The sequence below is a fragment of the Hoyosella subflava DQS3-9A1 genome (genome assembly GCF_000214175.1).
Taxonomy (GTDB): domain Bacteria; phylum Actinomycetota; class Actinomycetes; order Mycobacteriales; family Mycobacteriaceae; genus Hoyosella; species Hoyosella subflava.
Genome location: NC_015564.1, coordinates 3773668 through 3799551, shown reverse-complemented (window position 1 = coordinate 3799551; position 25884 = coordinate 3773668). Strand labels below are relative to the sequence as shown.

Genomic DNA, 25884 nt, shown 5'->3' with positions numbered 1-25884 from the left:
GCTCCCACTGGCTATGGCCGGTGGGAGCGACTATTTGGTGGTGTGAACAGCGAGCGGGCGGTGGGAACTTCGCTCATTCGGATTGAAAAGCACTGTGGCCCTGAGGAACGGAGAGGTTCCCCAGGGCCACGGCGACGGTATGCTCTGGCCTACTTCAGTTCTGCTGAGGACTTGTTCAGCAGGCGGCGAGCCACGATGAGCTGCTGGATCTGCTGGGTGCCTTCGAAGATGTCGAGGATCTTTGAGTCGCGCGCCCACTTCTCGAGCAGCGGCCGCTCCGAGTAGCCGAGGGAGCCAGCGAGTTCGACGGCGCGAAGTGTGATTGCCGTGCCAACCCGGCCGGCCTTCGCCTTCGACATAGAAGCTTCGAGTGAGTTGGGCTTCTTGTTGTCCGCCATCCAGGTGGCACGCATAGCCAGTTGGTATGCCGATTCCCAGTCCGCCTCAAGTTCGAGGTAGGCGGCAGCCGCGGCATGCTGTGTCAACGCAGGCGCGTTGTAATCGATCTCGACACCGGCTTCGCTGAGGATCTTGCGCAATTCCTCGAGCGCGGCACGTGCGACACCGATGGCCATGCCGGCGACGAGTGGCCGAGTGTTGTCGAAGGTGGCCATAACACCGCCGAAGCCCTTTTTGACGTCAACCTCAGGTGAGCCAAGGATGTGGTCTTTCGGGATCCGGCAATTGTCGAGAACGATCGTTGCGGTGTCGGATGCGCGGATACCCAGCTTGTGCTCGAGACGCGCAACGGTGATGCCGGGCGCATCTTTAGGCACAACGAAGGACTTGATTGCGGCACGCCCGGCGGACTTATCCACCGACGCCCACACCACGACGTGCGTGGAGCGGTCACCCGCCGTCACGAAGATCTTTTCACCGTTGAGCACCCACTCTTCACCGTCGAGGACAGCGGTGGCAGTCACGGCAGCGGAGTCGGATCCGAAGCTGGGCTCGGTGATTGCCATGGAGGCCCACACCTTGCCGAAGCGCTCGAGTTGTTCATCGGTGGCGACGGCGGCGATAGCCGAGTTGCCCAAACCCTGGAAAGGGATCGCCAAGGTCAGGCCCACGTCACCCCAGCACGTCTCGATGACGTTGAGTAGGGCGGACATGTTGCCACCGTTGATGTTGCCTTCGCGTGCTTTGTCACCGCGGCCCAGCGTTGCACCGGACGCGGCCTGCCCAGCATCGGCCATGCCTTCGACGAGGCTTGCCATGGTGTCGAGCTCAACGGGACGCTCGTGCTCGAGCAGGTCGTATTTGCGTGAGATTGGGCGGAAAATCTCCGCGGCGGCTTGGTGTGCCTGATTCGACGCGGCCACCAGCCTCTTGGGGAGTTCGAGATTGATCATGAAAATCTCCAGGCTTGAGGAGGGAGGACTAGATGACGACGACGCCTTCAGCGATACCAACGGCCCGAAGGTCGCGGTACCAGCGTTCGACGGGGTGTTCCTTGGTGAAACCGTGGCCACCGAGAAGCTGGACACCGTCGAGGCCGATCTGCATGCCCTTTTCGGACGTGAGTCGGCGAGCAAGGGCAGCTTCACGGGCGAACGAGACGCCCTGCTCAGCGCGGGACGCGCCGCGCCAGGTCACTAGCCGCATGCCATCAAGTTCGATGCCGATATTCGCAACCATGAACGCGACGCCCTGCCGGTGGCTGATTGGCTCGCCAAACGCCTCACGCTCGTTGACGTAAGGAATCACGTAGTCAAGCACGGCCTTGCTGGTGCCGCACGCGAGTGATGACCAGCCGAGGCGTGAGAGCTGAATGATGTCCTCATAGTCCTTGGCGCGGCTCGCGGGGTCACCATCACCTAGCAGCGCGGATTCCGGAACCACGACGTTATCGAGGTTCAGGCGCCCGATACCAGCGGCGCGCAGCCCCATGCTCGGGTCAGCTTCGACAACCAGCCCGGTCGCATCGGATTCCACGATGAAGAATGCGGGCTTGCCGCCGAGTTCGGCAGCGACGAGGAAGAGTTCGGCGGACGACGCGATGGGCACCAGGCTCTTCACACCCTGCAGGGTGTAACCGCCCGCAGCGCGGTTTGCCTTCGTCTCGAGTGCGAACGGGTTGAACAGCGCTCGTGGCTCGTTCACGGCGACGACTGCCCCGGGGACGTTCTCACCGGCGAATGCCGGCAGGTAAGTCTGCTGCTGCGCATCGTTGCCGTACTGAGTGAGCGCCACGGCAAAACCGCTCGGCGCGAGAATCGGCAGGGCAAGCCCCATGTCGCCATGCGCAAGCGCCTCGGCGACCAGTGCGTTCGTGATCGCCCCGCGCTCAGATGCAGCACCTTCGAAGTCTTCGGGCACGTTGATCAGCGTGATCCCGAGTTCGGCCGAACGCTTGATGAGATCGGCTGGTGCTTCCGAAGCGCTGTCCGCGTCGGACGCGGCGGGGCGAAGGATTTCCTCCGCGAACTCGGAAACCGTCTCGACGATCATCTGTTGTTCGTCGCTGAAGGTCAGGTCGTAGAGACCCTTCTTCTTCGCCTCGGAATCGGGGAGGCGCTTCGGCTTGCCGCCGCCCGAGACCTTCTTGAAGGTGCGAGTTGCGGTGCCGAGGGTGCGGAAGCCGGTCTTTGTGGCTTCGTATGCGACCCGATCGATTGGTTTGCGGAGGTTGTACTTTTCTGCCAGCTCTGAACCGGTGAGCGAGGTCAGGACACGCATTGCGGTGCCGATCGCGTCGCGCTTCACCGGGTTCAGGCCCACAGCGGAGGTGGAGCGCCTTGACGCGCCGCCTGAGGAGTTCTTCTTACTCATGATCTCCAGCTATTCCTGAGAGAAGGGTCATTGTGTGGTCGCTATCTTACCCGCCGGTAAGGTCGAAGTGCGCGGGGCCGGCGATTTTGTTGCGCGTGTGTTGCGAGGGTCACCCCAGGGCGCTCAATGTGATGTCCTGGAGCAGGCCATTTGTTGCGACGGCGCTGCCTCCATGCGGCCCTGGGACGCCCTCAAGAGAGGTGAAGTGGCCGCCCGCTTCGCGAACGAGGATGTCGAGTGGCGCCAGATCCCACAGCGACACCTCGGGCTCGGCCGCGATGTCGACCGCTCCTTCGGCGACGAGGCAATAAGAGAAGAAGTCTCCGTAGCCGCGCAGGCGCCACACCTGATCGGTGAAAGTGATGAGCTTGTCGCGAATGCCCCGCTCCTGCCAGCCAGAGAGGCTGGAGATGCTGAGGCTCGCGGCGGAGGGGTCGCCGACCTTCGACACTGAGATACGTTCCGGCTGCGCGCTGTGCAGTTGCCGGAAGCTTCCCTGGCGGGCGGCCGCCCACCAGCGGCGACTGAGTGCGGGCGCGCTCACCACGCCGACAACGGGGATGCCGTCATCGAGAAGCGAAATCAGCGTGGCCCAGATCGGCACTCCGCGCACGAAGTTCTTTGTACCGTCGATCGGGTCGATGACCCATTGGCGCCCCTCTAAGGTCGCGTCACCGCCGAACTCTTCCCCGAGCACAAGGTCGCCGGGCCGCTGGCGGGCGAGGTATTCACGCGCCATCTTCTCGACGGCGATGTCAGCGTCGGAGACGGGCGTCAGGTCGGGTTTGTCGTCGACAGCCAGGTCAAGCGCACCAAAGCGAGCGAGCGTGATGGCGTCAGCGCGATCGGCGATATCGCGGGCGACAGCGAGGTCCGCGGTGAAGTCGGTCATGAGGGAAACGCTACTCGTGCGCTTCACGGGAGTGCGTGGATGCCCTTATTGAAAACGGTTACTATTAATAAATGACTTCAGTTGCTGAACGGGACCTGATCCCTGTCACCGTCCTGTCTGGTTTCCTCGGCGCCGGCAAGACGACGCTGCTCAACCATGTCCTCGCGAATCGCGAGGGCCGGCGCGTCGCTGTCATCGTCAATGACATGAGCGAGGTGAACATCGACGCCCGCCTCGTCAGCGGCGCGTTCGGGAAAGAGCCGCACCTCGATAGGACGGAAGAAAAGCTGGTCGAGCTCACCAATGGCTGCATCTGCTGCACTCTTCGGGAAGACCTCGTCGAGTCGGTCGGTACGCTCGCGCGAGAAGGCAGATTCGACCAGATCCTCATCGAGTCCACGGGCATCTCCGAACCCATGCCCGTGGCTGCGACCTTCGAGTGGGAATTCGAAGGGGGGTTCCGGCTCGGCACGCTGGCGCGGCTCGACACGATGGTCACAGTTGTCGACTCGTCGACGTTTCTGGCAGAACTCGCCCGCGGTGAACATCTCGCGCAGCGAGATCTCGAAGCAGGGGACGGAGATTCCCGGACTATCTCTGATCTGCTCGTTGACCAAGTGGAGTTCGCGGATGTCATCCTGCTGAACAAGACCGATCTGGTCACGGAGGCAGTGACGGGTGTAGTCGAGGCCACAGTACGGCGACTCAATCCACACGCCCGGATCCTCCGGACCTCGCATGGAATGGTGGCGCTTGACGAGGTACTCGCCACTGGACTCTTCGACCGCGAGCAAGCATGGGAGGCCCCCGGATGGGCAGAAGAACTCGCAGCGGGTCACACTCCAGAAACCGAAGAATACGGAATCAGCAGCGTGACCTTTCGCAGCGATCGGCCGTTCCACCCGGAACGCTTGGCGGAGGCAATCCAGGGCTTCACAGGCCTGCTGCGCAGTAAAGGGTTCTGCTGGCTCGCAAGTCGCCACCCCTACGCCGCGGTGTGGTCGCAGGCGGGGCCGCATCTCACGATCGATCCAGCCCAGCGCTGGAGGGACGTCGATGTGCAGCCTGGCCAGGAGATCGTCCTCATCGGTCTTAAGCTTGACCAGTCAAAACCGCAGCTCGCGCTCGCACGGGCGCTGCTGACCGATCGTGAACTCAAGGCCGGACCCGCACAGTGGCGGAGTTACGCTGACCCGTTCCCCCAGTGGGAGGTTGCGCAGCTTGTCCACCAGCACTGAGCTGCCGCCAAGCGTCCCGGGGCTGGCGTCGTCGTGGTGGGGAAGCGGGTAGGCTAGAGGATTGTGCATCCTGATGTTTCCGCAGATATCGCCGACCTCGACAACACTCTGAAGTCTGTCGAGGCGGTAGTTGACATCGACGAGTTGCGCCGGCGGATCCGCGAACTCGAAGACCAGGCGGCATCACCCGATCTCTGGGACGACCAGGAGCATGCGCAGCAGGTCACCAGCCAGCTCTCGTATGCGCAAGGCGAACTGCGGCGCTTGGAGGAACTGCGTCAGCGCGTCGACGACCTCCCCGTGATGTACGAACTCGCCGAAGCCGAGGAGGGCGTTGCCGCGCAGGAAGCTACGACTGAAGCTGACGATGAGCGTACGGCGCTCCGAGCAGAAATCGAGCTCCTCGAGGTCCGCACCCTCCTGTCCGGTGAATACGACCAGCGCGAAGCACTCGTCACGATTCGGTCCGGCGCGGGTGGCATCGATGCTGCCGACTGGGCGGAAATGCTGATGCGCATGTACATCCGCTGGGCCGAGAAACACAAGTACTCGGTCGAGGTCTACGACACGTCATACGCCGAAGAGGCGGGCATCAAGAGCGCGACCTTCGCCGTCAAAGCGCCCTACATGTACGGCACGCTCTCCGTCGAGCAGGGGACCCACCGGCTCGTGCGGATCAGTCCGTTCGACAATCAGGCGCGCCGCCAGACGTCCTTCGCTGAGGTGGAGGTCCTTCCTGTGGTCGAGACGACCGATAGCATTGATATCCCCGAAACTGAGCTGCGAGTGGACGTCTTCCGTTCCTCAGGACCTGGCGGACAGTCCGTTAACACGACCGACTCCGCGGTACGCATCACGCACCTCCCGACCGGCATCGTGGTGTCCTGCCAGAACGAGAAGTCGCAGCTGCAGAACAAGGCCGCCGCGATGCGCGTCCTGCAGGCCAAGCTTCTCGAGCGCAAGCGCCACGAAGAGCGCGCGGAGATGGACGCGCTGAAGAGCGAAAGCGGCAGCTCATGGGGCAACCAGATGCGCTCGTACGTTCTGCATCCTTACCAAATGGTCAAGGACCTTCGGACTGAAGTCGAGGTGAACAACCCCTCCACAGTGCTCGACGGAGAGATCGATCGTTTCATCGAAGCAGGCATTCGATGGCGCAAGAGCGAAACGGTCTAGGACGCGAAAATGCTAGCTGTCGGTGTAGCGCTATACACTCGGCGGCGTGATCAGCCTCGAGAACGTGACGAAGTCGTACAAGACCTCGACACGCCCCGCGCTGGACAACGTGTCCGTCTCGATCAAATCCGGTGAGTTCGCTTTTCTCATTGGGCCGTCGGGATCGGGAAAGTCCACGCTCCTGCGCCTTCTGCTCCGCGACGATGTGCCGACTTCGGGCGACATCCACGTCGCGGACTTTCATGTAAACAAGCTTCCGGCGCGCAAAGTGCCGAAGCTGCGCCAAAGCGTCGGCTGCGTCTTCCAGGATTTCCGGCTGCTGCCTAAGAAGACGGTCCAGGAGAACGTGGCTTTCGCGCTCCAGGTGATAGGGAAGTCGCGCAGTGAGATTCGCGAGACGCTGCCTGAGGTGCTGCAGCTGGTGGGCCTCGAGGGTAAAGCCAATCGATTGCCGGACGAGCTTTCGGGCGGTGAACAGCAGCGCGTAGCGATGGCACGCGCATTCGTCAACAAACCGAAGGTGCTGCTCGCGGACGAGCCGACAGGCAACCTGGATCCGGATACCAGCAACGACATCATGCTCCTGCTTGAACGCATCAATCGGACCGGTACGACGGTTCTGATGGCGACGCACGACAACCACATCGTCGATGCGATGCGTAAGCGCGTCGTCGAACTCAGTCATGGTGCAGTCGTCCGTGATGAGAAGAGCGGTATCTATGGAGTAGGGCGGTAATGCGACTCACCCTTATCATCCGCGAGGTCTTCGCGGGGCTCACCCGCAACATCACGATGACTCTCGCCATGATCATCACGACCGCGATATCGCTCGGCCTCTTCGGAGGAGGGCTGCTCGTCGTCGACATGACGAACAAGACGGAGCAGCTTTATCTCGACAACGTTGAAGTCGAGATTTTCCTGACGGACGACATCAGTACCGCCGACCCGGGATGTGAGACAGACATCTGTTCGACGCTCCGGGAAGATCTCGGCGAGTTCCCTGGTGTCACAGACGTGCGCTATGTCAGTCGTGAGGAAGCGCTCGAGATTTATCGGGAGACGTTCGAGAACAACCCGGAGATCCTCGACCTGGTTCGCCCTGAGGCGCTGCCCGCGTCGTTCCGGGTCCGGCTCGACGACCCCGATCAGTTCGTCGCTATCTATGAGCACTTCAACCTGTACCCGGGAGTCGAATCCGTCCGGAACCAGGAAGAACTAGTGCAGCGGTTGTTCTCCGTTCTGGACGGCCTTCGCAACGGCGCGTTCGCGATTGCGATCTTCCAGGCGTTCGCGGCGCTCATGCTCATCGCGAATATGGTTCAGATCGCTGCCTTCACCCGCCGTACGGAAGTCAGCATCATGCGGCTCGTCGGTGCCACACGCTGGTACACACAGCTGCCTTTCCTGCTCGAAGCGGTGGTCGCCGCACTTGCCGGTGCGCTCGTTGCGGTGGGTGGTCTCTTCGTTACGAAGAATGTATTCCTCGACGACGTCCTCAGTGAGGTCTACCAATCGAACATTGTCGCGCCGATAACGAACGCCGCGATCGCCTCGGTCTCACCATGGCTCGTGGGAGCGGCGGCCGTGCTGTCCGCAATCACGGGATACTTGACGTTGCGGTGGTACGTGCGCGAGTGAAAACCAGTTGCGTGTGCCCGTATCGTTGGAAGGTCATGATCAGAAGGAATCCAGAAAGGGCCCTGACGTGAAAGAGAAGGGCCGCAAGGTCATCGCGAGCAACAAGAAGGCGCGCCACAACTACGCGATCATCGACGTCTACGAAGCGGGCGTCGTGCTGCTCGGCACCGAAGTGAAGACCCTGCGGGAAGGTAAGGCATCGCTGGTAGACGCGTATGCCACGGTCGACGACGGCGAAATCTGGCTGCGCGGCCTGCACATCCCCGAATATGGGCAAGGCAGTTGGACGAATCACGAACCGCGGCGGACACGGAAGTTGCTGCTCCATAAACGCGAAATTGAGCACCTCGTGGGAAAGACCCGTGAAGGACAACTGACGCTCGTCCCGCTCTCCATGTACTTCTCCGATGGCAAAGTGAAAGTGGAACTCGCGCTCGCGCGAGGCAAACAGTTGCACGACAAACGCCAGGACCTCGCTCGCCGTACCGCGGAACGCGAAGCCACACGCGAACTCGGCCGTCGTATCAAGGGAATGAGCGGATAGGAAGTTATCCACAGGGATGTGGATAGATTTCTCGTGGCTCGCTGGATTTGCGGCACACTCTCCGCGTGACGATTGAGAGATATGCGGCCTGCCGAAAGCTGCTGCTGACGGATCTGCCGCCCAGGTAACGTCGACGGGGTGGGTCGGAGCTGCTTAAGTTGCGCCGCGATTGCTATGTCCGCAGCCGAGAGTGGGCAGCAATGTCTACTGAACAGCGCCACCTCCTCCGCGTCGCAGCAGTTTCGGCCGCGCGACGGCATGGCGATGCTGTATTGAGCCACTCATCGGCCGCGGTCATGCATGGCCTGCCGACATGGGGTCTGGACCAGAAACGGGTGCATGTCACGCGTGGTCACCGCTCCGCGGGGCGGGTAACTGGTGACATGCACGTGCACTCCGGTTCGGCTTCTGGTTCGGGACTGGTCGCAGGTCTGCCCGTCACGACGCCCGCGCGAACGGTCGTCGATATCGCCCGGACGGTGCCATTCGAGCAGGCCGTCGTGATTGGTGACGCTGCGCTCCAGCGAGGTCTGGCTACCAGAGACCAGTTGAGCAGCGAGTTAGATGAAGCGCGCCACTGCACGGGTATCCGGGAGGCAGAAAAGGCAATCGCTTTCCTCGACGAGCGAAGCGAGAGCCCAGGTGAATCACGCAGCAGGGTGTTCATGCATCGATACGGACTTCAGATGCCGTGCCTCCAGGCGTCTATCCGGGACAAGCGCGGCAAGGTGATTTGCGCGCGTGGACTTCCTCTTTCCGTGCGGCGTGGTCGGAGAGTTCGATGGGCGCATGAAGTACAGCCGGGATGATGACGTCTTTCGCGAGAAACAGCGCGAAGACGCGCTGCGAAGGCTGGGCTGGCTGGTGGTGCGCTGGGTGTGGGCCGACCTTGAGCGACCTGATGAACTTTTCCACCGCATCTCGGAAGCACTTGCTGAGGCGAAGCACCGGCCAGCGCCATCCGGGGAATGGTCTGAGCGGCCACGGTGTTAATCTCCTCAGGAACCGCAGATTGCCTAAAGATACTGTGGATTTCCTCGGGACGTTTCCCGAGTAGATCTGCAGTATGTTGCGCGAATGTGCGGTGCACGAGGAAATTGACAACAGATAACGGGAATGACAGGGCCGCCGGGAGGCGTTAGAGTAGGTAGTCCTGTAGAACCCAGGCGCGAGGGGCTGATCGGTTTCGACTCTGTTCGTCGCGATGGGGGAAGCGTGCCGGTGCAGGCAAGAGACCACCGTTAAGCGTCGTTGCAAACCAATAAGCGCCGACAATGCTCAGCGCAGCCAGTCTGACTTCGCTCTCGCAGCTTAGTTAGGCAGATGGCTCGTCAGACCGGGAAGGCCCTCGGCCCGGACCCTGGCGTCGACTAGAGGGACAAACCGTTTACCCCGGTCACGGGGGTAGATGGGACATCAAACAGTGACTGGGATCGTCATCACAGCTCGTCCGTGAGACTGTGAGATCCGAGTAGAGACACAACGGACTGCGCACGGAGAAGCCCCATCAACACTGCGGAGGACCCGGGTTCAATTCCCGGCAGCTCCACCAGAAGCGGCCCGGACCGACAAGGTCCGGGCCGTTTTGTTATCTCCGTTCACCCTCGTTCGAGTTGCGGGCTGCCCCACCATTGGCGAAAGTGATCTTTTCGCGGTGTCACCACCGCGAGGCAGCACAAACCTCAAGGGGTCGTATGCACTACGCCGTAGGGATAGCTGGTCTCGCCGTTTTCATGACGCTGGCCTGGGCTGCCAGCTATGACCGGAAGCTGGCGCTCAAACGGCTCAAATACGTGGCCATCATGCTTGCGATCCAGGTGGTTCTCGGTTTCTTCCTTATCCGAACCGCAGTTGGCCAGACCGTCGTCGACGGGATAGCCAGTGGCTTCAGCCGGCTCCTCGAGTTCGCGTTCGAGGGAACGTCATTTGTGTTCGGTGGCCTCGCTGGTGATCCAGACGCGACGAACGGCCTCAGCCCAGCGTTCTTCATGGCAGTGCTCATGCCGATCGTGTTCATCTCGGCGATTATCGGCATCCTCGAATGGTCGAGGCTCTTGCATGTCGTGATCCGGTATCTGGGTCTCGCTGTCGGAAAGATCAACGGCCTTGGCAAGCTCGAATCATTCGGCGCATCGGCGTCCTTGCTTCTAGGCCAGTCTGAGGTCTTCATTGCGCTGAAGAACCAGCTGCACCACCTCAATGAACGACGGCTTTACACGCTGGCGGCCGCGGCAATGTCGACGGTCTCCGCCTCGATCATGGGCTCGTACATGGTGCTCCTCGACCCGCAATATGTGGTCACGGCGATCGCGCTGAACTTCTTCGGCATCTTCATCGTGGTGACGCTGATCAATCCGTATGACCTCGAACCCTCCGAGGACGTGGCCGTCTTCTCCGACGCGCGGCACCGGTCGTTCTTCGAGATGCTCACCGAATACATCTGGGACGGTTTCCGCGTGGCGATTCACCGTTGCTGCGATGCTGATCGGCTTCGTCGCGCTGATCGCGATGGTGAACGGTGTCTTCAACGGAATCTTCGGTGTGACATTCCAGCAGGTGATGGGCTACGTGTTCGCGCCGCTGGCGTTCCTGACGGGGGTTCCGCCATCGGAGATAGTGGACGCAGGGAGTTTGATGGCAACGAAACTCGTGACGAACGAGTTCGTGGCGATGACACAAATCGCGGCGGGGGAATACGAGTTGTCGGACCGCGCCTACGCGATCGTGGCAGTGTTCCTGGTTTCGTTCGCGAACTTCGCGTCCATCGGAATCATCGCGGGAGCGGTCAAAGGGCTCGCGCTGGCGCAGGGCGACACGATCGCAAGATTCGGTCTCCGGCTGCTGTACGGTGCAACGCTCGTGAGCTTCATCAGCGCAACGATGGTCGGGCTCCTCATCTGATTGTCAGTGCGCTATGGCACGCTAGTACCGCCCCTCAACGAACAGCGGAAGGACGACAGTGAGCGCGAGGAAGACGCCGAGCAAGAGCGCCTACACTCCCGAGAAACCTTCCAACTCAGCGACGTACATCCTCGGTGCGATCGCTGTCGTCATTGCCGCAATCGCTGTAGTCGGGATGGTGCTGTGGCAGCAGCGCACAAGTGAACCCGTAGACGAGGGGTATGGAACAGTCCGTGAAGCGCCCGTGGCGATCGCCGACGACGGTGTCATCGTGCTCGGCTTCCCGGACGCGCCCCGCTCGATCGCCATATTCGAAGACCATATGTGTGAAGGGTGCCAGTCCTTCGAGCGGCTGTTCGGCCAGCACATCGCGCGGGTGGTCGACGAGGGCGAAATCTTGGTCGAGTACAACACGATGAACTTCCTCGACCCCGCATCGGGCAGCGGCACGTATTCCACTCGCGCCGCGGCGGCAGCTGAATGTGTGGCCGAAACGGGCAATGGTGCAGCGTTCAGCGCGTTCCACGCTGCGCTCTATGAGGCGAAGCCGCGAAGCGGAGAGGACCGCACGAATGCGGAACTCGCGGACGTCGCGCGCGAGGCGGGCGCCGACGATGCCGCAGTTGACTGCATTACGACGGGGGCGCGGGAAGACGCCGCCCGCGAGCACGCCGACCTAGCTCGCGCGGCCATGGAGGCCGCGGGCGGCCAGGGAACGCCGACCGTGGTCGCGGACGGCGAAATCGTCGACTGGAACAACCGGCACTGGCTGAACAACCTGATAGGCGAGTGACCCCAGCAGATTTGCCGGAACTGCTCGACGTGGTGTAATTTCGGTCGAGCACCGGCCCGATAGGCTGATGTGAACGGGGCTATGGCGCAGCTGGTAGCGCACCACACTGGCAGTGTGGGGGTCAGGGGTTCGAGTCCCCTTAGCTCCACTTTCGATAACCGCTGAGTCCGAATGGCACTCAGCGGTTTTTTCGTGCTCGATTGCCTTCTCGACGCTCGCGAGCGCCGGTGACGCATTGCCGACAATGCTCGTGAAGTCGCCGTAGTCCTCGGCAATTCCCTTGTGTCGAGCCCGAGTTGTGGGGGACGCTGACCGAAGGTGACGAAGTGGAGCTCGTCGTCGGCAGAACTCTCGGCTGGGTTCGCAGCGCGAGGATCATCAGGCCGTCGCGTTTTAGAGCCGCGCAGTAATTGTCCGTTCGGGGTCAGGGTGCACATGGATCGATCGCAGACAGTGCGGCACGCGGGGGAGCGAACCACGCGCCGTCGTGTCCCCGAATGGCTCCTCACCACCCTCGCTGCCCTGCTGGTCTTCCTCGCACTCATCGCACCTCCCGACATCCAGCACCTAACCCCCCTGGCGATACTGCGGATCCCCGTGGAGGGACTGCTCGCTGCCGCGCTTCTGCTCGTTCTGCCAGCACGCCCACGCCGGATTGTGGCTCTCGCCCTAGGCTCCCTGCTCGGCTTGCTGACCCTGCTGCGCATCATCCAGATGGCCTTTTCCGGTATCCGGGGCAGGCAGTTCGATCCGGTCTTCGACTGGCCTCAGCTCGGCAACGGAGTGTCCCTGCTCGAAAGGGAGATCGGCTTGCTCGGTGCGTTCGCCGTCGCGGGCGGGGCCGCCGTCCTCGCAATTGCCGTGGTCCTGGTCCTGGCGCTGTCTGTCGGGCGGCTTGCGCGCGTCGCCACCAATCACCGGCGCACGACGGGACGCACGGTCGCCGGACTGGCCGTCATCTGGCTGGTGTGCCTCACATTCTCCGTGCAGCTCGCGCCATCGTTGCCGGTGGCGTCGCGGAGCGTCGTGGAGCTCGCCTACCAGGCCGGCCACCAGGTGCGGACGAGCGCTGAGAATCAGCGACAATTCGACGCTGAGTTGAGCGCCGCTGACGACACTTCGGTCGTGGGTCCGCTCGCCGCGCTACGCGGGAAGGACGTCGTCTTCGCCTTTGTGGAGAGCTACGGGCGGATCGCGCTCGAGGACCCGGAGTTCGCGCCAACGGTCAAGGCGGTGCTCGACGATGGAACCCGCCAGCTCGATGCGGCCGGATTCGGCTCGCGCAGTGGATACCTCACCTCGCCGGTATCCGGCGGCGACAGTTGGCTGGCGCACGCAACGTTGCAGTCCGGGCTGCGGGTGGCAAACCAGTACAGCTTCGACAAGCTCGTCGAAAGCGACCGGCTCACGCTCACGAGCGCCTTCAACACCGATTGGCGGACCGTCGCGGTCATGCCGGCCAACCGAGGCCCGTGGCCGGCGGGAGACTACTACGGCTTCGACCAGATCTACGACGAGGAGAGCCTCGACATCCGATCCCGAACCTACTTCGGCTTTCAAGCCCCAGACCAGTACACGCTGTCCTTCTTCCAACGCACCGAACGCGAGCGCGCGGGCCGGGAGCCGGTGATGGCGGAGATCGCACTCGTGACCAGTCACTGGCCGTGGCATATGATTCCCTACCTGCGCGACTGGAACGACGTCGGCGACGGCGCCGTCTTCGACGAGCCCGACGCCGGGCAAAGCGCTTCCGCGCAGGTGGTCATGCTCGATAACGCCCGTATGCGCGACGGTTACCGCCGAGCCATCGAATACTCGCTGTCCACGCTGGTCTCCTATGTGCAGACCTACGGCGACGACGACCTGGTGCTCTTTCTCCTCGGTGACCACCAGCCGCCCACCTACCTCATTGGCGAGAACAAGGGCTTGGACGTCCCGATCACGATCGTCACCCGCGACCAGGCCGTGCTGGACCAGATCGCGGACTGGGGTTGGGAGACCGGGCTGCGGCCGAGCCCACACGCTCCGGTCTGGCCGATGGAGTCCTTCCGCGACCGGTTCCTGACCGCTTTTAGCAAGTAGGGCCGCTCGCTCAGTCGAAGCAATGCCCACGTTTCGGCCCTACCGACGTGGTATACACGGTGCACGGGCCATGGAACGAAAGCTATTCGGAGGGCCGATGTCTGAGGGTGACGCACGTGCTTACTGGGTGCGTGCCCCGGGGCTGGGCGAGCTCCGCGACGTTCGGCTGCCACCCGTGAATCCCGACGAGGTGTTGGTCCGAACTCTGTTCAGCGGGATCAGCCGCGGTACCGAGATGCTGGTGTTTCGCGGCGGCGTCCCGGCCGACCAGCATCAGGCGATGCGGGCACCATTTCAGGACGGGGACTTCCCAGGGCCGGTGAAGTACGGCTACCTCAATGTCGGGGAAGTCGAGGAGGGGCCGGCGGAACTGGTAGGTCGCACGGTGTTCTGCCTCTACCCACACCAGACCCGCTACGTTGTCCCCGCCGACGCCGTGGTCGTCGTGCCGGACGACGTGCCGCCCGCGCGGGCGGCACTCACCGGCGCAGTGGAGACGGCGGTGAACGTGCTCTGGGACGCGCCGCCGCTCATCGGTGATCGGGTCACGGTCGTGGGTGCCGGGATGATCGGCTGCTGCGTGGCCCGGCTGCTCGCCAAGTTTCCCGAAGTTTCGGTCAGGCTCGTCGATGTGGACACCTCACGTGCCGAGGTCGCGGCAGCGCTGGGTGTCGAGTTCGCGGAGGCCGGCGACGCCCCTCGGGAACAGGATCGCGTCATCCACGCCACTGCGACGGCCGAAGGTTTGCGGTTGGCTTTGCAGCTGCTGGCCACCGAGGGGGAAGTGATCGAAGTGAGCTGGTACGGCGATACCGACGTCCAGGTCCCGTTTGGCGGAGCGTTCCATTCGCGGCGGCTGGCAATCCGTTCCAGCCAAGTCGGCCTGGTCGCTCCGGTTCGGAGGACGAGCCGAACGAACACGGACCGGCGCAAACTTGCCCTGGAACTTCTCCGAGACCCGGCCTTTGACGCATTGCTGAGCAGCACGTCGCCGTTTGATCAGTTGCCCGAAACGATGGCAAAGCTCGGTTCGCTGCCAGGCCTGTGCCACGTGATCACCTACGAAGGGAGTGAAAAGCCGTGTTCAGTGTGACGGTGCGTGAGCACATGATGATCGCGCACAGCCTGCGTGGCGAGGTGTTCGGGCCCGCACAGAGGTTGCATGGCGCCACGTACGTCGTCGATGCGACGTTCCGCCGGACCGAACTCGACCCGAACGGCATCGTCGTCGATATCGGCGCTGCGACTACTGCATTGCACTCGGTGCTCTCGGACCTGAACTATCGGAACCTCGACGACGATCCGTCCCTGGCGGGCACGAACACCACCACCGAGGTGCTCGCGAAGCTCGTAGCTGACCGGCTGGTGGACCGCATTCATGCTGGCGAGCTCGGCGAAAGTGCTTCCGGGCTTGCCGGGATCATGGTGACGCTTCGTGAGTCGCATGTGGCGTGGGCGTCGTACGAACGAACACCATGACCGTTCATCTCCTGGTGCCCGAGGGCTTCGACGATCCAGCCCGTCCGAGCGGCGGCAATTACTACGACCGTCGGATCGCGGAGGGGCTCACCCGGCTGGGGTGGCAGGTATGCGTCCAGCCGGTCGCGGGCTGCTGGCCGCGGCCCGAGGGTGTTGAAGTCACCGAGGTGACGGCCGAGATTCCGGACGACTCGGTGGTGCTCGTCGACGGCATCATCGTCTCTGCCATGCCGCAGGTTCTTGTGTCGGCGGCCAGACGCCTTCGGCTGGTTGTGCTGGTGCACATGCTCCCCGAGAACCAGCTTGAGCGCGAAGTGCTTTGGGTAGCCGACTCAATCGTCACTACCAGCCGCTGGACGCGGGAGAAGCTGCTGGCCGAGTACGGTCTGGAGCCCGGTTGCGTGCACGTGGCCCATCCCGGCGTGGACTCCGCTGAACTCGCATGTGGAAGTCCGGAGGGGCGACAGCTGTTGTGCGTGGCGACAGTCGCCGAACACAAGGGTCACGACCTTCTGCTCGACGCGCTGGACCGCATCGCCGAACTGTCATGGCATTGCACCCTCGCCGGTCCGCTGGATCGTGAACCCGTCTTCGTCGATCGTCTGCGGCAGCAGTTGCACACCTCGCGGATCGCCGGTCGGGTCACCTTCACCGGGGCTCTCGACACAGATGCCGTTTCGAAGAAGTACGCCACTGCCGATCTACTCGTGCTGGCATCGCGGAGCGAGACGTACGGAATGGTGATCTGCGAGGCGCTTGCCCGGGGCGTTCCCGTGGTGGCGTCCGAGGTGGGCGGCATCCCCGAGGCCGTCGGTACCGCCGCTGACGGTACTTCGCCTGGCCTGTTTGTACCGCTGGGTGACGCCGGCGCACTGGCCGCAGAATTGGCTCGCTGGTTGCAGGATTCTCAGCTCCGTCACCGGCTCCGCAGCGCGGCACGGGACCGCAGGAGGTCGCTGCCCACATGGCAGGCAACCACCGAGCGAGTTGCCGAGGTACTCGCCGGATGAAAGTGCGCGTTTTCCTACAGGTCGCGGTCGCTGTCGCGATCCTCGTCCTACTGGTGGTTCAGTTCGGTACCGGACCGTTTGTGGCGGGCTTTCAGGCGGTCAGCATTCCGTCGATCGCCATCGCGGCGACAATCGCCCTCGCCACCACGGTGTGTTCAGCGTGGCGGTGGCGGCTCGTGGCAGACGGCCTCGCCCTCAAACTTCCCATGCGGGATGCCGTTGCCGCCTACTACAAGTCGCAGTTCCTCAATATCGCGCTCCCCGGCGGTGTACTCGGCGACGTTCACCGCGCCGTGCGGCATGGTTTGGATGTCGGCACTGTGCCGCGTGCGGGACGAGCGGTCGTGGAGGAACGCGTCGCCGGTCAACTCGTGTTGATTTCGCTGACCGTCGTGGCGCTTGCCGTTCTGCCGTCCCCGGTGCCTGTGGCGGTGCTTGCCATAGTCTCTGTTGTCCTCGTCGGGCTGATTGCGGTGGTGTGGCGGTTCGGCCTCGTACCGCGCGCGTGGCCGGGAATCGTGCTTGCTTCAATAGCCGTCGTGGTGGGTCACGCCGCGACCTTCGTCCTCGCCGCCCACACCGTTGGAGTTGACGTCTCGATGGCGCACCTTCTGCCCCTGACCTTGCTGGTGTTGGTGGTGGCGGCACTTCCGGTCAATGTCGGCGGCTGGGGACCGCGCGAGGGCGCGGCCGTGTGGGCGTTCGGAGCGGCCGGGCTGGGCGGCGCGCAAGGGCTTGCCGTCTCCACCGCATTTGGCGTATTCACCATCGCAGCAGCACTTCCCGGTGCGATCATGTTGTTGGTCCCACATCGACGGCTGCAGAGATCTGGTGAACTCCTCGAAGGGTCGTCCGCGAATGGCTGAACGTCCCTACACACTGCTCAGTTGCAGCATGTCGCTCGACGGCTACCTCGACACCGCAACAGCTCCACGCCTTCTGCTGTCCAATGACGCCGACTTCGACCGGGTCGACGATGTTCGGGCATCCTGCGATGCGATCCTCGTCGGCGCGAACACCATCCGCAACGACAACCCCAGGCTGCTGGTCCGATCAGCCGAACGTCGGGAACAGCGAGTCGCAAGAGGGTTGTCGCCATCGCCGATCAAGGTCACGGTAACCCGGCGCGGTCTCCTAGACGCCGCCGCGAACTTCTTCACTTGCGGTCCCGCCGACAAGATCGTCTACTGCGCGAAGGCCAGCGCAACAGAGGCGGCCCGACGGCTCGAATCGGTGGCCACGGTCGTCGATGCGGGTGACGGCGTTGACATGCAGTGGCTGATCAGCGATTTGGGCGACCGAGGGGTTCGCCGGTTGATGGTCGAGGGCGGACGAACGATCCTCACTCAGTTCCTCACGGCTGGTCTGGCGGATGAGCTGCAACTAGTCGTGGCGCCGTTCTTCGTCGGTGATTCACGAGGCTGCCGCCTCGTCGGCGACGGACAGTTCCCGTGGAATCCGGACCACCGCGCCACGCTTGCCGAAACGCGTCAGATCGGCGACGTCGTCCTGTTGCGCTATGCGCTCTCAGCGCGCTTCGCCACGTGAGCGCGCTGGAACGGGCGCGGGCGTCTGCCTTCCCCGCGGCCGAGTATGTGGGCCAGGAGAGCTTTGTGTCGGCGGGCGAGGTCCGGCAGCTGGCTCGCCAGGCCCGGGTCGGTCTCGGCGTCTCAGTGCTCGATCTGTGCTGCGGGGTCGCTGGCCCCGGCCGGATGATCAGCGCGGAGTTCGGGTGCAACTACTTGGGCATCGATCGCTCCGCTAGCTCACTGTCCACCGCACGGGAGCGGGCCGAAGACCTACCGTGCCGTTTCGAGCAGATCGACATCCCGCCGCTGCCCGATGGCAACTTCGAGGTGGTTTTTCTGCTGGAGACGATGCTCGCTTTCCGCGACAAAGACGCCCTCGTTCGTGAAGTGGTGCGCGTGCTGGAGCCGGGTGGACGTTTCGCCTTCACGGTCGAGGAAGGCCGCCCGCTGACCCACCAGGAGCGCGAGCGGATGCCCGCCGCCGATACGGTCTGGCCTATCGAGCTTCCGGAACTGACGGCCGTGCTGGGCAACGCTGGGCTGACCGTGACCTGGCAGCAGGACTGCACCGCCTCCCATCACGCGATGGCGACCGCGCTGTTTCTCAGTTATCGAGCGCATCGCAGTGAGATCGCCGCTGAGATCGGGACACAGGCTACCGCCGATCTGATCACGTCCCATGAGCTGTGGAGTGACTGGCTGGGCAGCGGGCGGGTGCGCAAGTTCGCGATGGTGGCCGAGAAATGACCTTTGACTATGGCCGCTATCTGGCGGCGAAGACGACCGTCGACGACCGGGCGCTCAACCGGCACGTCCTGGACGAGTTGCGGCGGCTGATGCCCGCGGATGCGCCGCGAGTGCTGGAGGTCGGCGCTGGGCTGGGGACGATGGTGGCCCGCCTGATGGACTGGGGAGTGGTCAGCGTCGGCGAGTACATTTTGTTGGACACGGATCGGGAGTTGCTGGATTCTTCTCGCCAATGGTTGTCCGATTGGGCGGCCGCTCGCGGTCTGCGCAGCGAATTACTGCCTGATGGGCTTCAGGTGGGCGATCTTCGGGTGCGCCTCGTGCAGGCCGAGCTCGGGAGTTACGTGGAGGCCGCTCACGAGGTGCGGGCGGATGTGCTGATCGCCAACGCCGTCCTCGACTTGGTGGACGTGCCGACGGTCCTGCCCGGCTTGCTGCAGCTTCTCGTCCCCGGCGGCGTCTACTGGTTCACGATCAACTACGACGGTGAAAGCATCTTCGAGCCCTCTCACTCCGCCGACGACCAGGTCCTGCGGGCGTATCACCGCGACATGGACGAGCGAGTCCGCTACGGACGTCCGGCGGGGGAAAGCCGCACGGGTCGACGGCTGTTTCACTACCTGCGGGACGCGGGGGCGCCCGCGCTGGCAGCAGGGTCGTCGGACTGGGTTGTGTGCCCGGGCCCGGACGGGAGCTATCCGGCCGAAGAGGCCTACTTCGTGCGCATCATCCTCGACACGATCCGGGACGCTTTACGGGTTCGCCAGGATTGGGTGGGAGCCGCGGAGCTTGCCGATTGGCTGGCCGAGCGCCGTCGGCAACTGGCCGCGGGGGAGTTGGTCTACATCGCGCATCAGCTCGATTTCGTGGGTCGCTTCCGCCAAAGCCAGAATATGTAGCGACCGAACGACTCACACAACAGCGCCAGCGCAACGCCGACGATGATGATGTTGGCGACCGGCGGCAGCACATCCGCGACCGCGATGATCAGCGCGATGCCTTGCACCGCCGCCACCACCTTGCCCCAGTAGCGTGGCGGTACCGGTTTTCGTAGCCATGGCCACAGCCGCTCGGCGGCCCAGAGCGCATAGCGGGCCACTCCGATCACCAACACCCAGGCGCCGAGCGTTCTGCTGACTTGGATGCTCAGGACGAGTATCAGGAATGCGTCGACTTCCTGGTCGAAGAGAGCGCCCGTCGCCGACACCGACCGGGTGCGCCGTGCGACCCAGCCGTCCACTCCGTCGAGGATCAGGGCGGGCACAGTGAGGCCTACGAGCAGGGCGGGCGGGATGTCAGTGCTGAATCCGCTGACCACCAGCGCGGCGACGCCGCCGACCAGGATGGCCCTCGCGAGCGTGACCTGGTTCGCCGGCCCGAGAATAGTAAGACCCTCCCGGTCAAGACCCTTCGCGACCACTATGTTGACCACGGCACTGAATGCGAGTCCGACCAACCATCCCAGCGCGCTCACGTGGACGAAGCCGGCAAGGACAGCCAGCACCACCAGCTGCGCGGCGAAGCCGGTCAGCACCCACGGTCGAAGCAATGCCACGCTTCCTCTCTACATGGTCGCTCGGTCCGCGCCGACGAGGTCGATTTCGGGGCATCAAGTTGGTCACGCGCCTGCGAGCTTGCCACTTTTCGACAATTCCGGGTCGGTGCATGACGAGAGATCGAAACAGCACGGGCGTCGTTTGCCAGAGCGCAGTTTCGAGATGCTGACCGCGACGCGACGCGCGCGCGTCTGCGGGTTCTACGTGGCGTTGATCCAACGCACCCATTCCCAGCGCGCCATCGACGTGATGGTGCGCCATTCCTCTGCGATATCTGGAGCCTCGAGTAGAGCGGCCCGGAAGTCGTCGGGCAGTTCGGGCTCTGGCCAGTCTTTGGTCGGTTCGACTTCGAGCGTCACCGGATCGTTGGCATCGAGAGCGAGAAGGTCGATCAGCGAATTCTCGACCGGAAGCCAATGGCCCCGCATGCCATCAGGTTCGACAACCGTTGCAAAGGCGTGCCCATTCAACACGGCCTTTACCGCGACCTGGCCACGCGACGGCAGTTGTGCGCTCGTCTTGTCGGGAAACCGCAGAATTGCCCGGTCACCGACTTTCTGCACGCGCCCGTTGAAGACGATTGCCGACGAAGCGGATGTGTTTTCGACAGGCCGTTCCTTGGTCATTGCACTGCTCCTGGAGGTTCCGTTTATGTCAGCGTAAGCGCTTTTCGCAGGCCGGACGCTCGCGGAATACCCCGGTTCCCAAGCCGGGAATTAGCGGACGCTGGCCGGCTGTCCGGCGATGCCGGGATGAGACTGCTAACCAGTCCCTCATTCTGCCTCGAACCGTTTGTTGAGAAACCTATACGCCAGCAGCTCATGAGGCATAAATTTGTCTTTGTGAAACGTTGTAGCGAAGCTACTTCGTCGCCAGCCGTGCATGGCGGCCATCGGCCTGCCCAGGGTGATGCGACAGCACCCGGGTGTCTTCTAAGACCCTCATCAGATCTCCAGTAGTCATCACCTTTCCCTCGCAGCGATGGGAGCCTTCATGAGTACAGCGGCGGAACGTGCAGCCCGTCTTGATTTGGTGGCCCGGCTCAAATCCTCCTATCCGGAAATTCCGGAGGCACCGACTCCGGATCTCCTCGACCACGAGCGGTTCAACGCGTACATGAAGACGGTTCACGACGTGGGCGGGGAACCGGATGCGCCGATGAAGTACGAGAACAAGCAGTACGAGGTGTGGGAGCACAACACCTATGTGATCTGTGAGGTGCTCGCCTGGCGCGGGATCTGGTTGTCGGAAGAGCGGCGCCGGATGGGCAATGTCGACGTGGGGCGCGCGGTCTACCTGGGGATTCCGTACTACGGTCGCTGGCTGTTGGCGGTCGCTCGCGTGCTTGTCGAAAAACACCACATTGGCCTCGGCGAGCTGAGCGAACGGATGGCCGAGGTTGCTGCCCGGTACGAGGGCGGTCTCGACGGCAAGGCGATCGCGGCGCAACCCAAGTTCGAGGGTGACGGTTCCCAGGTCAAACGCAACAAGCACCACTTGCATGCGGTCGGCAAGGGTGATCCGCAAGTGTATGCCGGCCAGGCCGGTGAACCGAAGTTCCAGGTCGGCGATCCAGTGGTGGTGCGCGAACTGCCCGCCCTGCTGTATACCCGCACCCCTGAATACGTGCGCGGCGCCAAAGGGGAGATCGCTTCCGTTGCGTACGAGAGCCCAGCCGCAGAGGACGAGACCTGGGACCGGCCCGATGCGAAGGCGGAGTGGTTCTACGTCGTCCGGTTCAACATGGCGGAGTTGTGGCATGGCTACACAGGCACGACGGACGACAGCCTGCAAACGGAGTTACCCGAGCGCTGGCTGAAAGCAGCACCCTAGGCGACGGTCCCTTCCGTTTCCGATGATCCGGCACCCTCGTCAGAAAGGGATCCCATGAGCGGCCACGATCATGATCACGATCACGAGCGCACTGTTGCGCCAATGGTGGACGAAATAACCGACTTCGAAGTCCTGGAGATCGCCCTGCGCGAACTGTGCATTGAGAAGGGCATTTTCACCGCCGAGGAGCATCGTCGGTTCACCGAGTTCGCCGAGCAGATCGGCCCCACGCCGGCCGCGAACCTGGTTGCCCGGGCGTGGCTGGACCCCGACTTCAAAACGCTCGCGCTCACCGACCCGATGGCCGCCAGTAAAGAAGTCGGTGTGGACTGGATGGAACCCACCGGCTTCGGCACGCCGAGCGACTTCACCGCGTTTGAGATCCTCGAGGACACACCAACACTGCACAATGTGATCGTCTGCGCACTGTGCTCGTGCTACCCGCGACCGATTCTTGGCAATTCACCCGAGTGGTATCGCACACCTAACTATCGGCGGCGTCTGGTTCGCTGGCCGCGCCAGGTGCTCGCCGAGTTCGGACTGTATCTGCCCGATGATATTGCGATCCGCGTGCAGGACTCCAACCAGAAGCACCGATTTATGGTGATGCCGCTCCGTCCGGAGGGGACCGACGGATGGGACGAAGACCAGCTCGCGGAAATTGTCACACGCGACTGCCTGATCGGGGTTGCGCTGCCCAAGCCTGGCGTAACGACGAACGTCATCACCGACACCCGTCCAGCTATCCACCCAGCCAACTGACGGAGCAGTCACACGTGAGTACGCCGAACGAACCGCGCTCAATCAGCGATGTCGATATCGCGCCACTGAAAAGCATCGTGGAACGGAATCAGGTCTGGCCGCGCATGGCCGCTAAGTATGGCGTCACTAATCCTGTGCCGCCGTGGAAGACCAGCCTCGACGGCATGTGCGACGCTCTCGACCACGCCGCGTGCGATACGAGCGTCCCCAATTTCAAAGAACGACGCGATGAGGAAGATGCCCTATCCGAATCGTCGTATTCCAGCCTGCCGTATCCCGAGAATCAGCTCGTCGCGTTAGCGCATTCCCTCGTGGTGCGCGGCCTCATCAGTGAGGCGGAACTTCAGGAAAGACTGGCGAGCATCCGGGCCAGACTGGAGGCGTAACAACGCGGCACGTCACGTTCGTCCCGCGTCAGCGGTCGCGGGGGCGGAACCTGATTGGCCGCGCTGGTGTCGCACAATTCGCGCAAAAGCATCTCCTGTGCCCAGCAGGAGTTCGGTGAGCTCATCGACAAGTTGCGCACGGTCGACGTCGGCGCCAGCTTCGAGCACCCATGCAAGAGTTTCGGCATATCCGCCGACGGCGAAATGTGAGGTTGTGAGCACTGTCGATTCGTAGTGTGCGAGCCCCTGCCAGACTGTTCGTGAGTGGTGGGCAAGGAGACCAGAGAACCGGGTGACTTCTGCGAGGCGACGAGTAGCTAGCACCGGCGTGGTGATCGCCTCTGTGAGCAGGATGCGGCCTTTCCGCGGATCTGTGAGTAGCAGATCGGTTATGGCGGCGAGTACCGCTCGGATCCGGCTGCGGGCATTGCGCGGCGCGCTTGCGAGCGCGGCGAGGGCTAGCTGCTCCACCTCGGCAATCACTGCGTCAAATACGGCGACCTGCAACTCGTCGACGCTGGTGAAGTGCTCATAGAAGTACTTCGGCGAGACACCGGATTGGCTGATAACTCCCCGGACGGTCGTCGCTGCCACACCTTGGGATCCCATGAGTTCCAGTCCAGCCTCGATGAGCTGTGTGCGTCGTTGCTGGGAGCGATCGGCGCCGGGGACTCCGGCGTAGGTTCGCTTTTGGATGGCCACACCCCAATGGTGACACATGCGTTTCCAGAAGTGTTATTCTCTTCTGGAAACGAGCGTTACCACTAATGAGGGGACTGTCAATGTTGTCAGTGCTGAAGCGGCCGGTGCGGAAGCCTTCGACGACGATCGCAGAGGAACTCGCTACCGACTGGCGGTTCCTTTTGCTCGTTGGAACGGGGCTACTGCTACAGGTCTGCCATCCGGTGATTGGTGCAGGTGTAGGGCAGTACTCGACCTACAGGACTGACCCGTGGGGAAGATTCCGTCGCTCAGTGTGGCCTGTGCTCAGCATGGTCGTCATGGGCGAACAGGCGGGGGAGTACAGCCGCAACCTGCGAGCACTGCATCGCGGCATTCAGGGCGTCGACCATACTGGCCGGCGCTACCACGCGTGGGACCCCGAAGCCTCCTGGCTGGTGCTGGCTTCCGCCGTTTACGCCAGTGAGACGGCGGCGGACCTATTTGGGGAACCGCTGACCGATTCGCAGCGTGAAGAGGTCTTCCGTTCCTGGAAACGCGCAGGAATTGCCTTCGGCATTCCGGAGCGCGCACTGCCTGCAAACCATGCAGCGCATGTCGCCTGGCTCGACGAAGTAGCGATGCGCCGACTCGTCAATCACCCCACGGCCCGGGAACTGCTCGGCGTGCTACGCCACCCGCCCGCTCCGCCGCGAGTCCCCGGCTGGTTGTGGGCCCCGATCGGTTACTGCGTAGTCGGTCCGCTTGCAACCTTCGTTACCGTGGGTACTTTGCCACCCGCACTTCGGGAGACTCTCGGCGCGGACTGGACTCACGCTGACGAGGTCCGGTTGCGAGCTTTCGCCAGCATTGTGCGTCGCGTTGACCGCTTGATGCCCCGGCAACTGCGCTCCGTATCAGGGACGATCGTCAGACGTAATTGGGCGTCGAATCAGGAATACGCGGCGCACGGTGCGGCGATCGGGATCGCCCCATCGATCAGCAACCACTACGTCGAAGAACAGATCGATGTTGCCCAGTGACCCGTGCGCGGTTTTCGAACTCGACGGCACGCTTCTCCGGCCCACGCTGCTGGCCCGCGGCCCGTGGGACGGCGGGAGCATCCACGGCAGCGCACTCGAAGCTGTCCTTGTTCGTGCCTTAGAACGTCTGCCGCACCCAGTTCCAATGCTGTGGACCCGGATCACTATCGAGTTGCTTCGTCCGGCTCCAATGGCAGTTGTCGAGGTCGCAGCGAAGGTGACCCGTCCGGGTGCCCGCATCCAAGCCTGCGCCGCCACGGCAATCGTGGACGGTGAGGTCGTAGCACGCGCAAGCGCGCTGCGAATGCGACGTAGCCAGTCTGCCGACCCGGTTGCCGGCGCTATGCCGGCTCCGGCCGAGACACCACTTCCACCGCCCGGCGACTGCCCGATCTCCGCTATGCCAAGTTTTCTTGACCCGCGCGCGTTCACGGGTGCTGTGGAGCTCAGGTTCGTCCACGGGGACTGGAATCTTGGCCCCTCGACTGCGTGGCTCACGATGACCCGGCCGCTGGTGGCTGGTGAAGACCCAACGCCACTGCAAACACTTACGGCCCTCGCCGACTGGGCGCACGGCATCAGCCAGAAAGTTTCCTACGAGACACATGTTTTCATGAACTCCGACCTCACGATCAGTCTTGAACGTGAACCCGTCGGCAGTTGGGTTGCGCTGGAAGCCACCACCACGCTTGGCGGTCAGGGGACGGGGGTTGCGCACTCGCGAATCCACGACATAGCCGGTCCGGTCGCTCGAGGGAGCCAATCGCTGTTCGTGGACGAACGTGCGCGGGCACGAGCGTAGGTATCAGTGCGAATCCGGCATGTTTCACAAGATGCTTGCGG

The 25884-nt window shown here is 63.1% G+C and carries 28 protein-coding genes, 1 tRNA gene, 1 other RNA gene and 1 pseudogene; 25 read left to right on the top strand and 6 right to left on the bottom strand.

Annotated elements, in window-relative coordinates:
• Positions 1 to 149 precede the first annotated feature (149 nt).
• The 3 genes from AS9A_RS17875 to AS9A_RS17865 form a co-directional block, all read right to left on the bottom strand.
• Complete coding sequence (locus AS9A_RS17875) at positions 150 to 1352, bottom strand: acyl-CoA dehydrogenase family protein (protein WP_013808517.1); 1203 nt, start codon at positions 1350 to 1352, stop codon at positions 150 to 152.
• Between the two features lie 28 nt (positions 1353 to 1380).
• Positions 1381 to 2772 carry an acyl-CoA dehydrogenase family protein gene (locus AS9A_RS17870; RefSeq protein WP_013808516.1) on the bottom strand — a complete coding sequence of 464 codons (1392 nt, stop codon included), beginning with the start codon at positions 2770 to 2772 and terminating at the stop codon, positions 1381 to 1383.
• 109 nt (positions 2773 to 2881) lie between these two features.
• Positions 2882 to 3664: an inositol monophosphatase family protein gene (locus AS9A_RS17865; RefSeq protein ID WP_013808515.1), complete on the bottom strand. Its 783-nt coding sequence runs from the start codon at positions 3662 to 3664 to the stop codon at positions 2882 to 2884.
• A 71-nt stretch (positions 3665 to 3735) separates the two neighbouring features.
• Here AS9A_RS17865 and AS9A_RS17860 point away from each other — a divergent pair, with 71 nt between their 5' ends.
• The 20 genes and pseudogenes from AS9A_RS17860 to AS9A_RS17780 all read left to right on the top strand — a co-directional run bounded on the left by AS9A_RS17860 (position 3736) and on the right by AS9A_RS17780 (position 19700).
• Positions 3736 to 4902 (top strand): GTP-binding protein, encoded by a 1167-nt coding sequence (locus AS9A_RS17860; RefSeq protein ID WP_013808514.1) that lies wholly within the window; start codon positions 3736 to 3738, stop codon positions 4900 to 4902.
• Positions 4903 to 4965: 63 nt separating this feature from the next.
• Positions 4966 to 6078, top strand: a complete 1113-nt coding sequence (gene prfB / locus AS9A_RS17855; protein WP_013808513.1) for a peptide chain release factor 2 — start codon at positions 4966 to 4968, stop codon at positions 6076 to 6078.
• A gap of 46 nt (positions 6079 to 6124) precedes the next feature.
• Complete coding sequence (gene ftsE, locus AS9A_RS17850; protein WP_013808512.1) at positions 6125 to 6814, top strand: cell division ATP-binding protein FtsE; 690 nt, start codon at positions 6125 to 6127, stop codon at positions 6812 to 6814.
• Entirely contained in the window at positions 6814 to 7716 is a 903-nt protein-coding gene (ftsX, locus tag AS9A_RS17845; protein ID WP_013808511.1) for a permease-like cell division protein FtsX, read from the top strand. Before ftsE ends, ftsX begins: the two co-directional genes overlap by 1 nt.
• A gap of 67 nt (positions 7717 to 7783) precedes the next feature.
• Positions 7784 to 8260, top strand: coding sequence for an SsrA-binding protein SmpB (gene smpB, locus AS9A_RS17840; RefSeq protein ID WP_041451192.1), 477 nt, complete (start codon positions 7784 to 7786; stop codon positions 8258 to 8260).
• Positions 8261 to 8460: 200 nt separating this feature from the next.
• Positions 8461 to 9069, top strand: coding sequence for a hypothetical protein (locus AS9A_RS17835; RefSeq protein ID WP_049793779.1), 609 nt, complete (start codon positions 8461 to 8463; stop codon positions 9067 to 9069).
• Entirely contained in the window at positions 9050 to 9253 is a 204-nt protein-coding gene (locus AS9A_RS22875; protein WP_013808508.1) for a hypothetical protein, read from the top strand. The genes AS9A_RS17835 and AS9A_RS22875 overlap by 20 nt, the downstream gene beginning before the upstream one ends.
• Before the next feature lie 179 nt (positions 9254 to 9432).
• Positions 9433 to 9812, top strand: a transfer-messenger RNA (tmRNA) gene (gene ssrA / locus AS9A_RS23430).
• 142 nt (positions 9813 to 9954) lie between these two features.
• Positions 9955 to 10482 (top strand): annotated as a pseudogene (locus tag AS9A_RS25010) (Na+ dependent nucleoside transporter N-terminal domain-containing protein); the annotation flags it as partial.
• 136 nt (positions 10483 to 10618) lie between these two features.
• Positions 10619 to 11161 (top strand): nucleoside transporter C-terminal domain-containing protein, encoded by a 543-nt coding sequence (locus AS9A_RS25005; RefSeq protein ID WP_407636577.1) that lies wholly within the window; start codon positions 10619 to 10621, stop codon positions 11159 to 11161.
• A gap of 58 nt (positions 11162 to 11219) precedes the next feature.
• Entirely contained in the window at positions 11220 to 11954 is a 735-nt protein-coding gene (locus AS9A_RS17825) for a DsbA family protein (protein WP_013808506.1), read from the top strand.
• A 75-nt stretch (positions 11955 to 12029) separates the two neighbouring features.
• Positions 12030 to 12102, top strand: a tRNA-Ala gene (locus AS9A_RS17820).
• Between the two features lie 287 nt (positions 12103 to 12389).
• Complete coding sequence (locus AS9A_RS17815; protein ID WP_237707835.1) at positions 12390 to 14036, top strand: alkaline phosphatase family protein; 1647 nt, start codon at positions 12390 to 12392, stop codon at positions 14034 to 14036.
• Between the two features lie 97 nt (positions 14037 to 14133).
• Positions 14134 to 15129 (top strand): zinc-dependent alcohol dehydrogenase, encoded by a 996-nt coding sequence (locus AS9A_RS17810; protein ID WP_041452162.1) that lies wholly within the window; start codon positions 14134 to 14136, stop codon positions 15127 to 15129.
• Positions 15117 to 15515: a 6-pyruvoyl trahydropterin synthase family protein gene (locus AS9A_RS17805; protein ID WP_013808502.1), complete on the top strand. Its 399-nt coding sequence runs from the start codon at positions 15117 to 15119 to the stop codon at positions 15513 to 15515. The genes AS9A_RS17810 and AS9A_RS17805 overlap by 13 nt, the downstream gene beginning before the upstream one ends.
• Entirely contained in the window at positions 15512 to 16525 is a 1014-nt protein-coding gene (locus tag AS9A_RS17800) for a glycosyltransferase family 4 protein (RefSeq protein ID WP_041451191.1), read from the top strand. Before AS9A_RS17805 ends, AS9A_RS17800 begins: the two co-directional genes overlap by 4 nt.
• Complete coding sequence (locus tag AS9A_RS17795) at positions 16522 to 17391, top strand: lysylphosphatidylglycerol synthase domain-containing protein (protein ID WP_013808500.1); 870 nt, start codon at positions 16522 to 16524, stop codon at positions 17389 to 17391. The genes AS9A_RS17800 and AS9A_RS17795 overlap by 4 nt, the downstream gene beginning before the upstream one ends.
• Positions 17384 to 18073 (top strand): RibD family protein, encoded by a 690-nt coding sequence (locus AS9A_RS17790; protein WP_013808499.1) that lies wholly within the window; start codon positions 17384 to 17386, stop codon positions 18071 to 18073. The genes AS9A_RS17795 and AS9A_RS17790 overlap by 8 nt, the downstream gene beginning before the upstream one ends.
• Positions 18070 to 18801, top strand: a complete 732-nt coding sequence (locus AS9A_RS17785) for a class I SAM-dependent methyltransferase (RefSeq protein ID WP_148262503.1) — start codon at positions 18070 to 18072, stop codon at positions 18799 to 18801. The genes AS9A_RS17790 and AS9A_RS17785 overlap by 4 nt, the downstream gene beginning before the upstream one ends.
• Positions 18798 to 19700, top strand: coding sequence for a methyltransferase domain-containing protein (locus tag AS9A_RS17780; RefSeq protein ID WP_013808497.1), 903 nt, complete (start codon positions 18798 to 18800; stop codon positions 19698 to 19700). Before AS9A_RS17785 ends, AS9A_RS17780 begins: the two co-directional genes overlap by 4 nt.
• Here the strand turns inward: AS9A_RS17780 and AS9A_RS17775 are convergent.
• Both AS9A_RS17775 and AS9A_RS17770 read right to left on the bottom strand, forming a co-directional pair.
• On the bottom strand, positions 19655 to 20356 hold the full coding sequence (locus tag AS9A_RS17775; protein WP_041451190.1) for a CDP-alcohol phosphatidyltransferase family protein: 702 nt from the start codon (positions 20354 to 20356) through the stop codon (positions 19655 to 19657). The genes AS9A_RS17780 and AS9A_RS17775 overlap by 46 nt on opposite strands.
• 201 nt (positions 20357 to 20557) lie before the next feature.
• Entirely contained in the window at positions 20558 to 20983 is a 426-nt protein-coding gene (locus AS9A_RS17770; protein ID WP_013808495.1) for a YdeI/OmpD-associated family protein, read from the bottom strand.
• Between the two features lie 367 nt (positions 20984 to 21350).
• Here AS9A_RS17770 and AS9A_RS17765 point away from each other — a divergent pair, with 367 nt between their 5' ends.
• From AS9A_RS17765 to AS9A_RS17755, 3 genes are all read left to right on the top strand, one after another.
• Complete coding sequence (locus tag AS9A_RS17765; protein WP_013808494.1) at positions 21351 to 22190, top strand: nitrile hydratase subunit beta; 840 nt, start codon at positions 21351 to 21353, stop codon at positions 22188 to 22190.
• 54 nt (positions 22191 to 22244) lie between these two features.
• Entirely contained in the window at positions 22245 to 22952 is a 708-nt protein-coding gene (gene scnC / locus AS9A_RS17760) for a thiocyanate hydrolase subunit gamma (RefSeq protein WP_013808493.1), read from the top strand.
• A gap of 104 nt (positions 22953 to 23056) precedes the next feature.
• A complete protein-coding gene (locus tag AS9A_RS17755) occupies positions 23057 to 23338 on the top strand; it encodes a thiocyanate hydrolase (RefSeq protein WP_237707969.1) in 282 nt (93 codons plus the stop codon).
• Positions 23339 to 23350: 12 nt separating this feature from the next.
• On the opposite strand, the gene AS9A_RS17750 is transcribed toward AS9A_RS17755, so the two are convergent.
• The gene (locus AS9A_RS17750) at positions 23351 to 24040 is read right to left on the bottom strand and encodes a TetR/AcrR family transcriptional regulator (protein ID WP_049793778.1); all 690 of its coding nucleotides are present in this window, start codon (positions 24038 to 24040) and stop codon (positions 23351 to 23353) included.
• 80 nt (positions 24041 to 24120) lie between these two features.
• Here AS9A_RS17750 and AS9A_RS17745 point away from each other — a divergent pair, with 80 nt between their 5' ends.
• Positions 24121 to 25041, top strand: coding sequence for an oxygenase MpaB family protein (locus AS9A_RS17745; RefSeq protein WP_013808490.1), 921 nt, complete (start codon positions 24121 to 24123; stop codon positions 25039 to 25041).
• The gene (locus AS9A_RS17740; RefSeq protein ID WP_013808489.1) at positions 25028 to 25843 is read left to right on the top strand and encodes a thioesterase family protein; all 816 of its coding nucleotides are present in this window, start codon (positions 25028 to 25030) and stop codon (positions 25841 to 25843) included. The genes AS9A_RS17745 and AS9A_RS17740 overlap by 14 nt, the downstream gene beginning before the upstream one ends.
• Positions 25844 to 25884 lie beyond the last annotated feature (41 nt).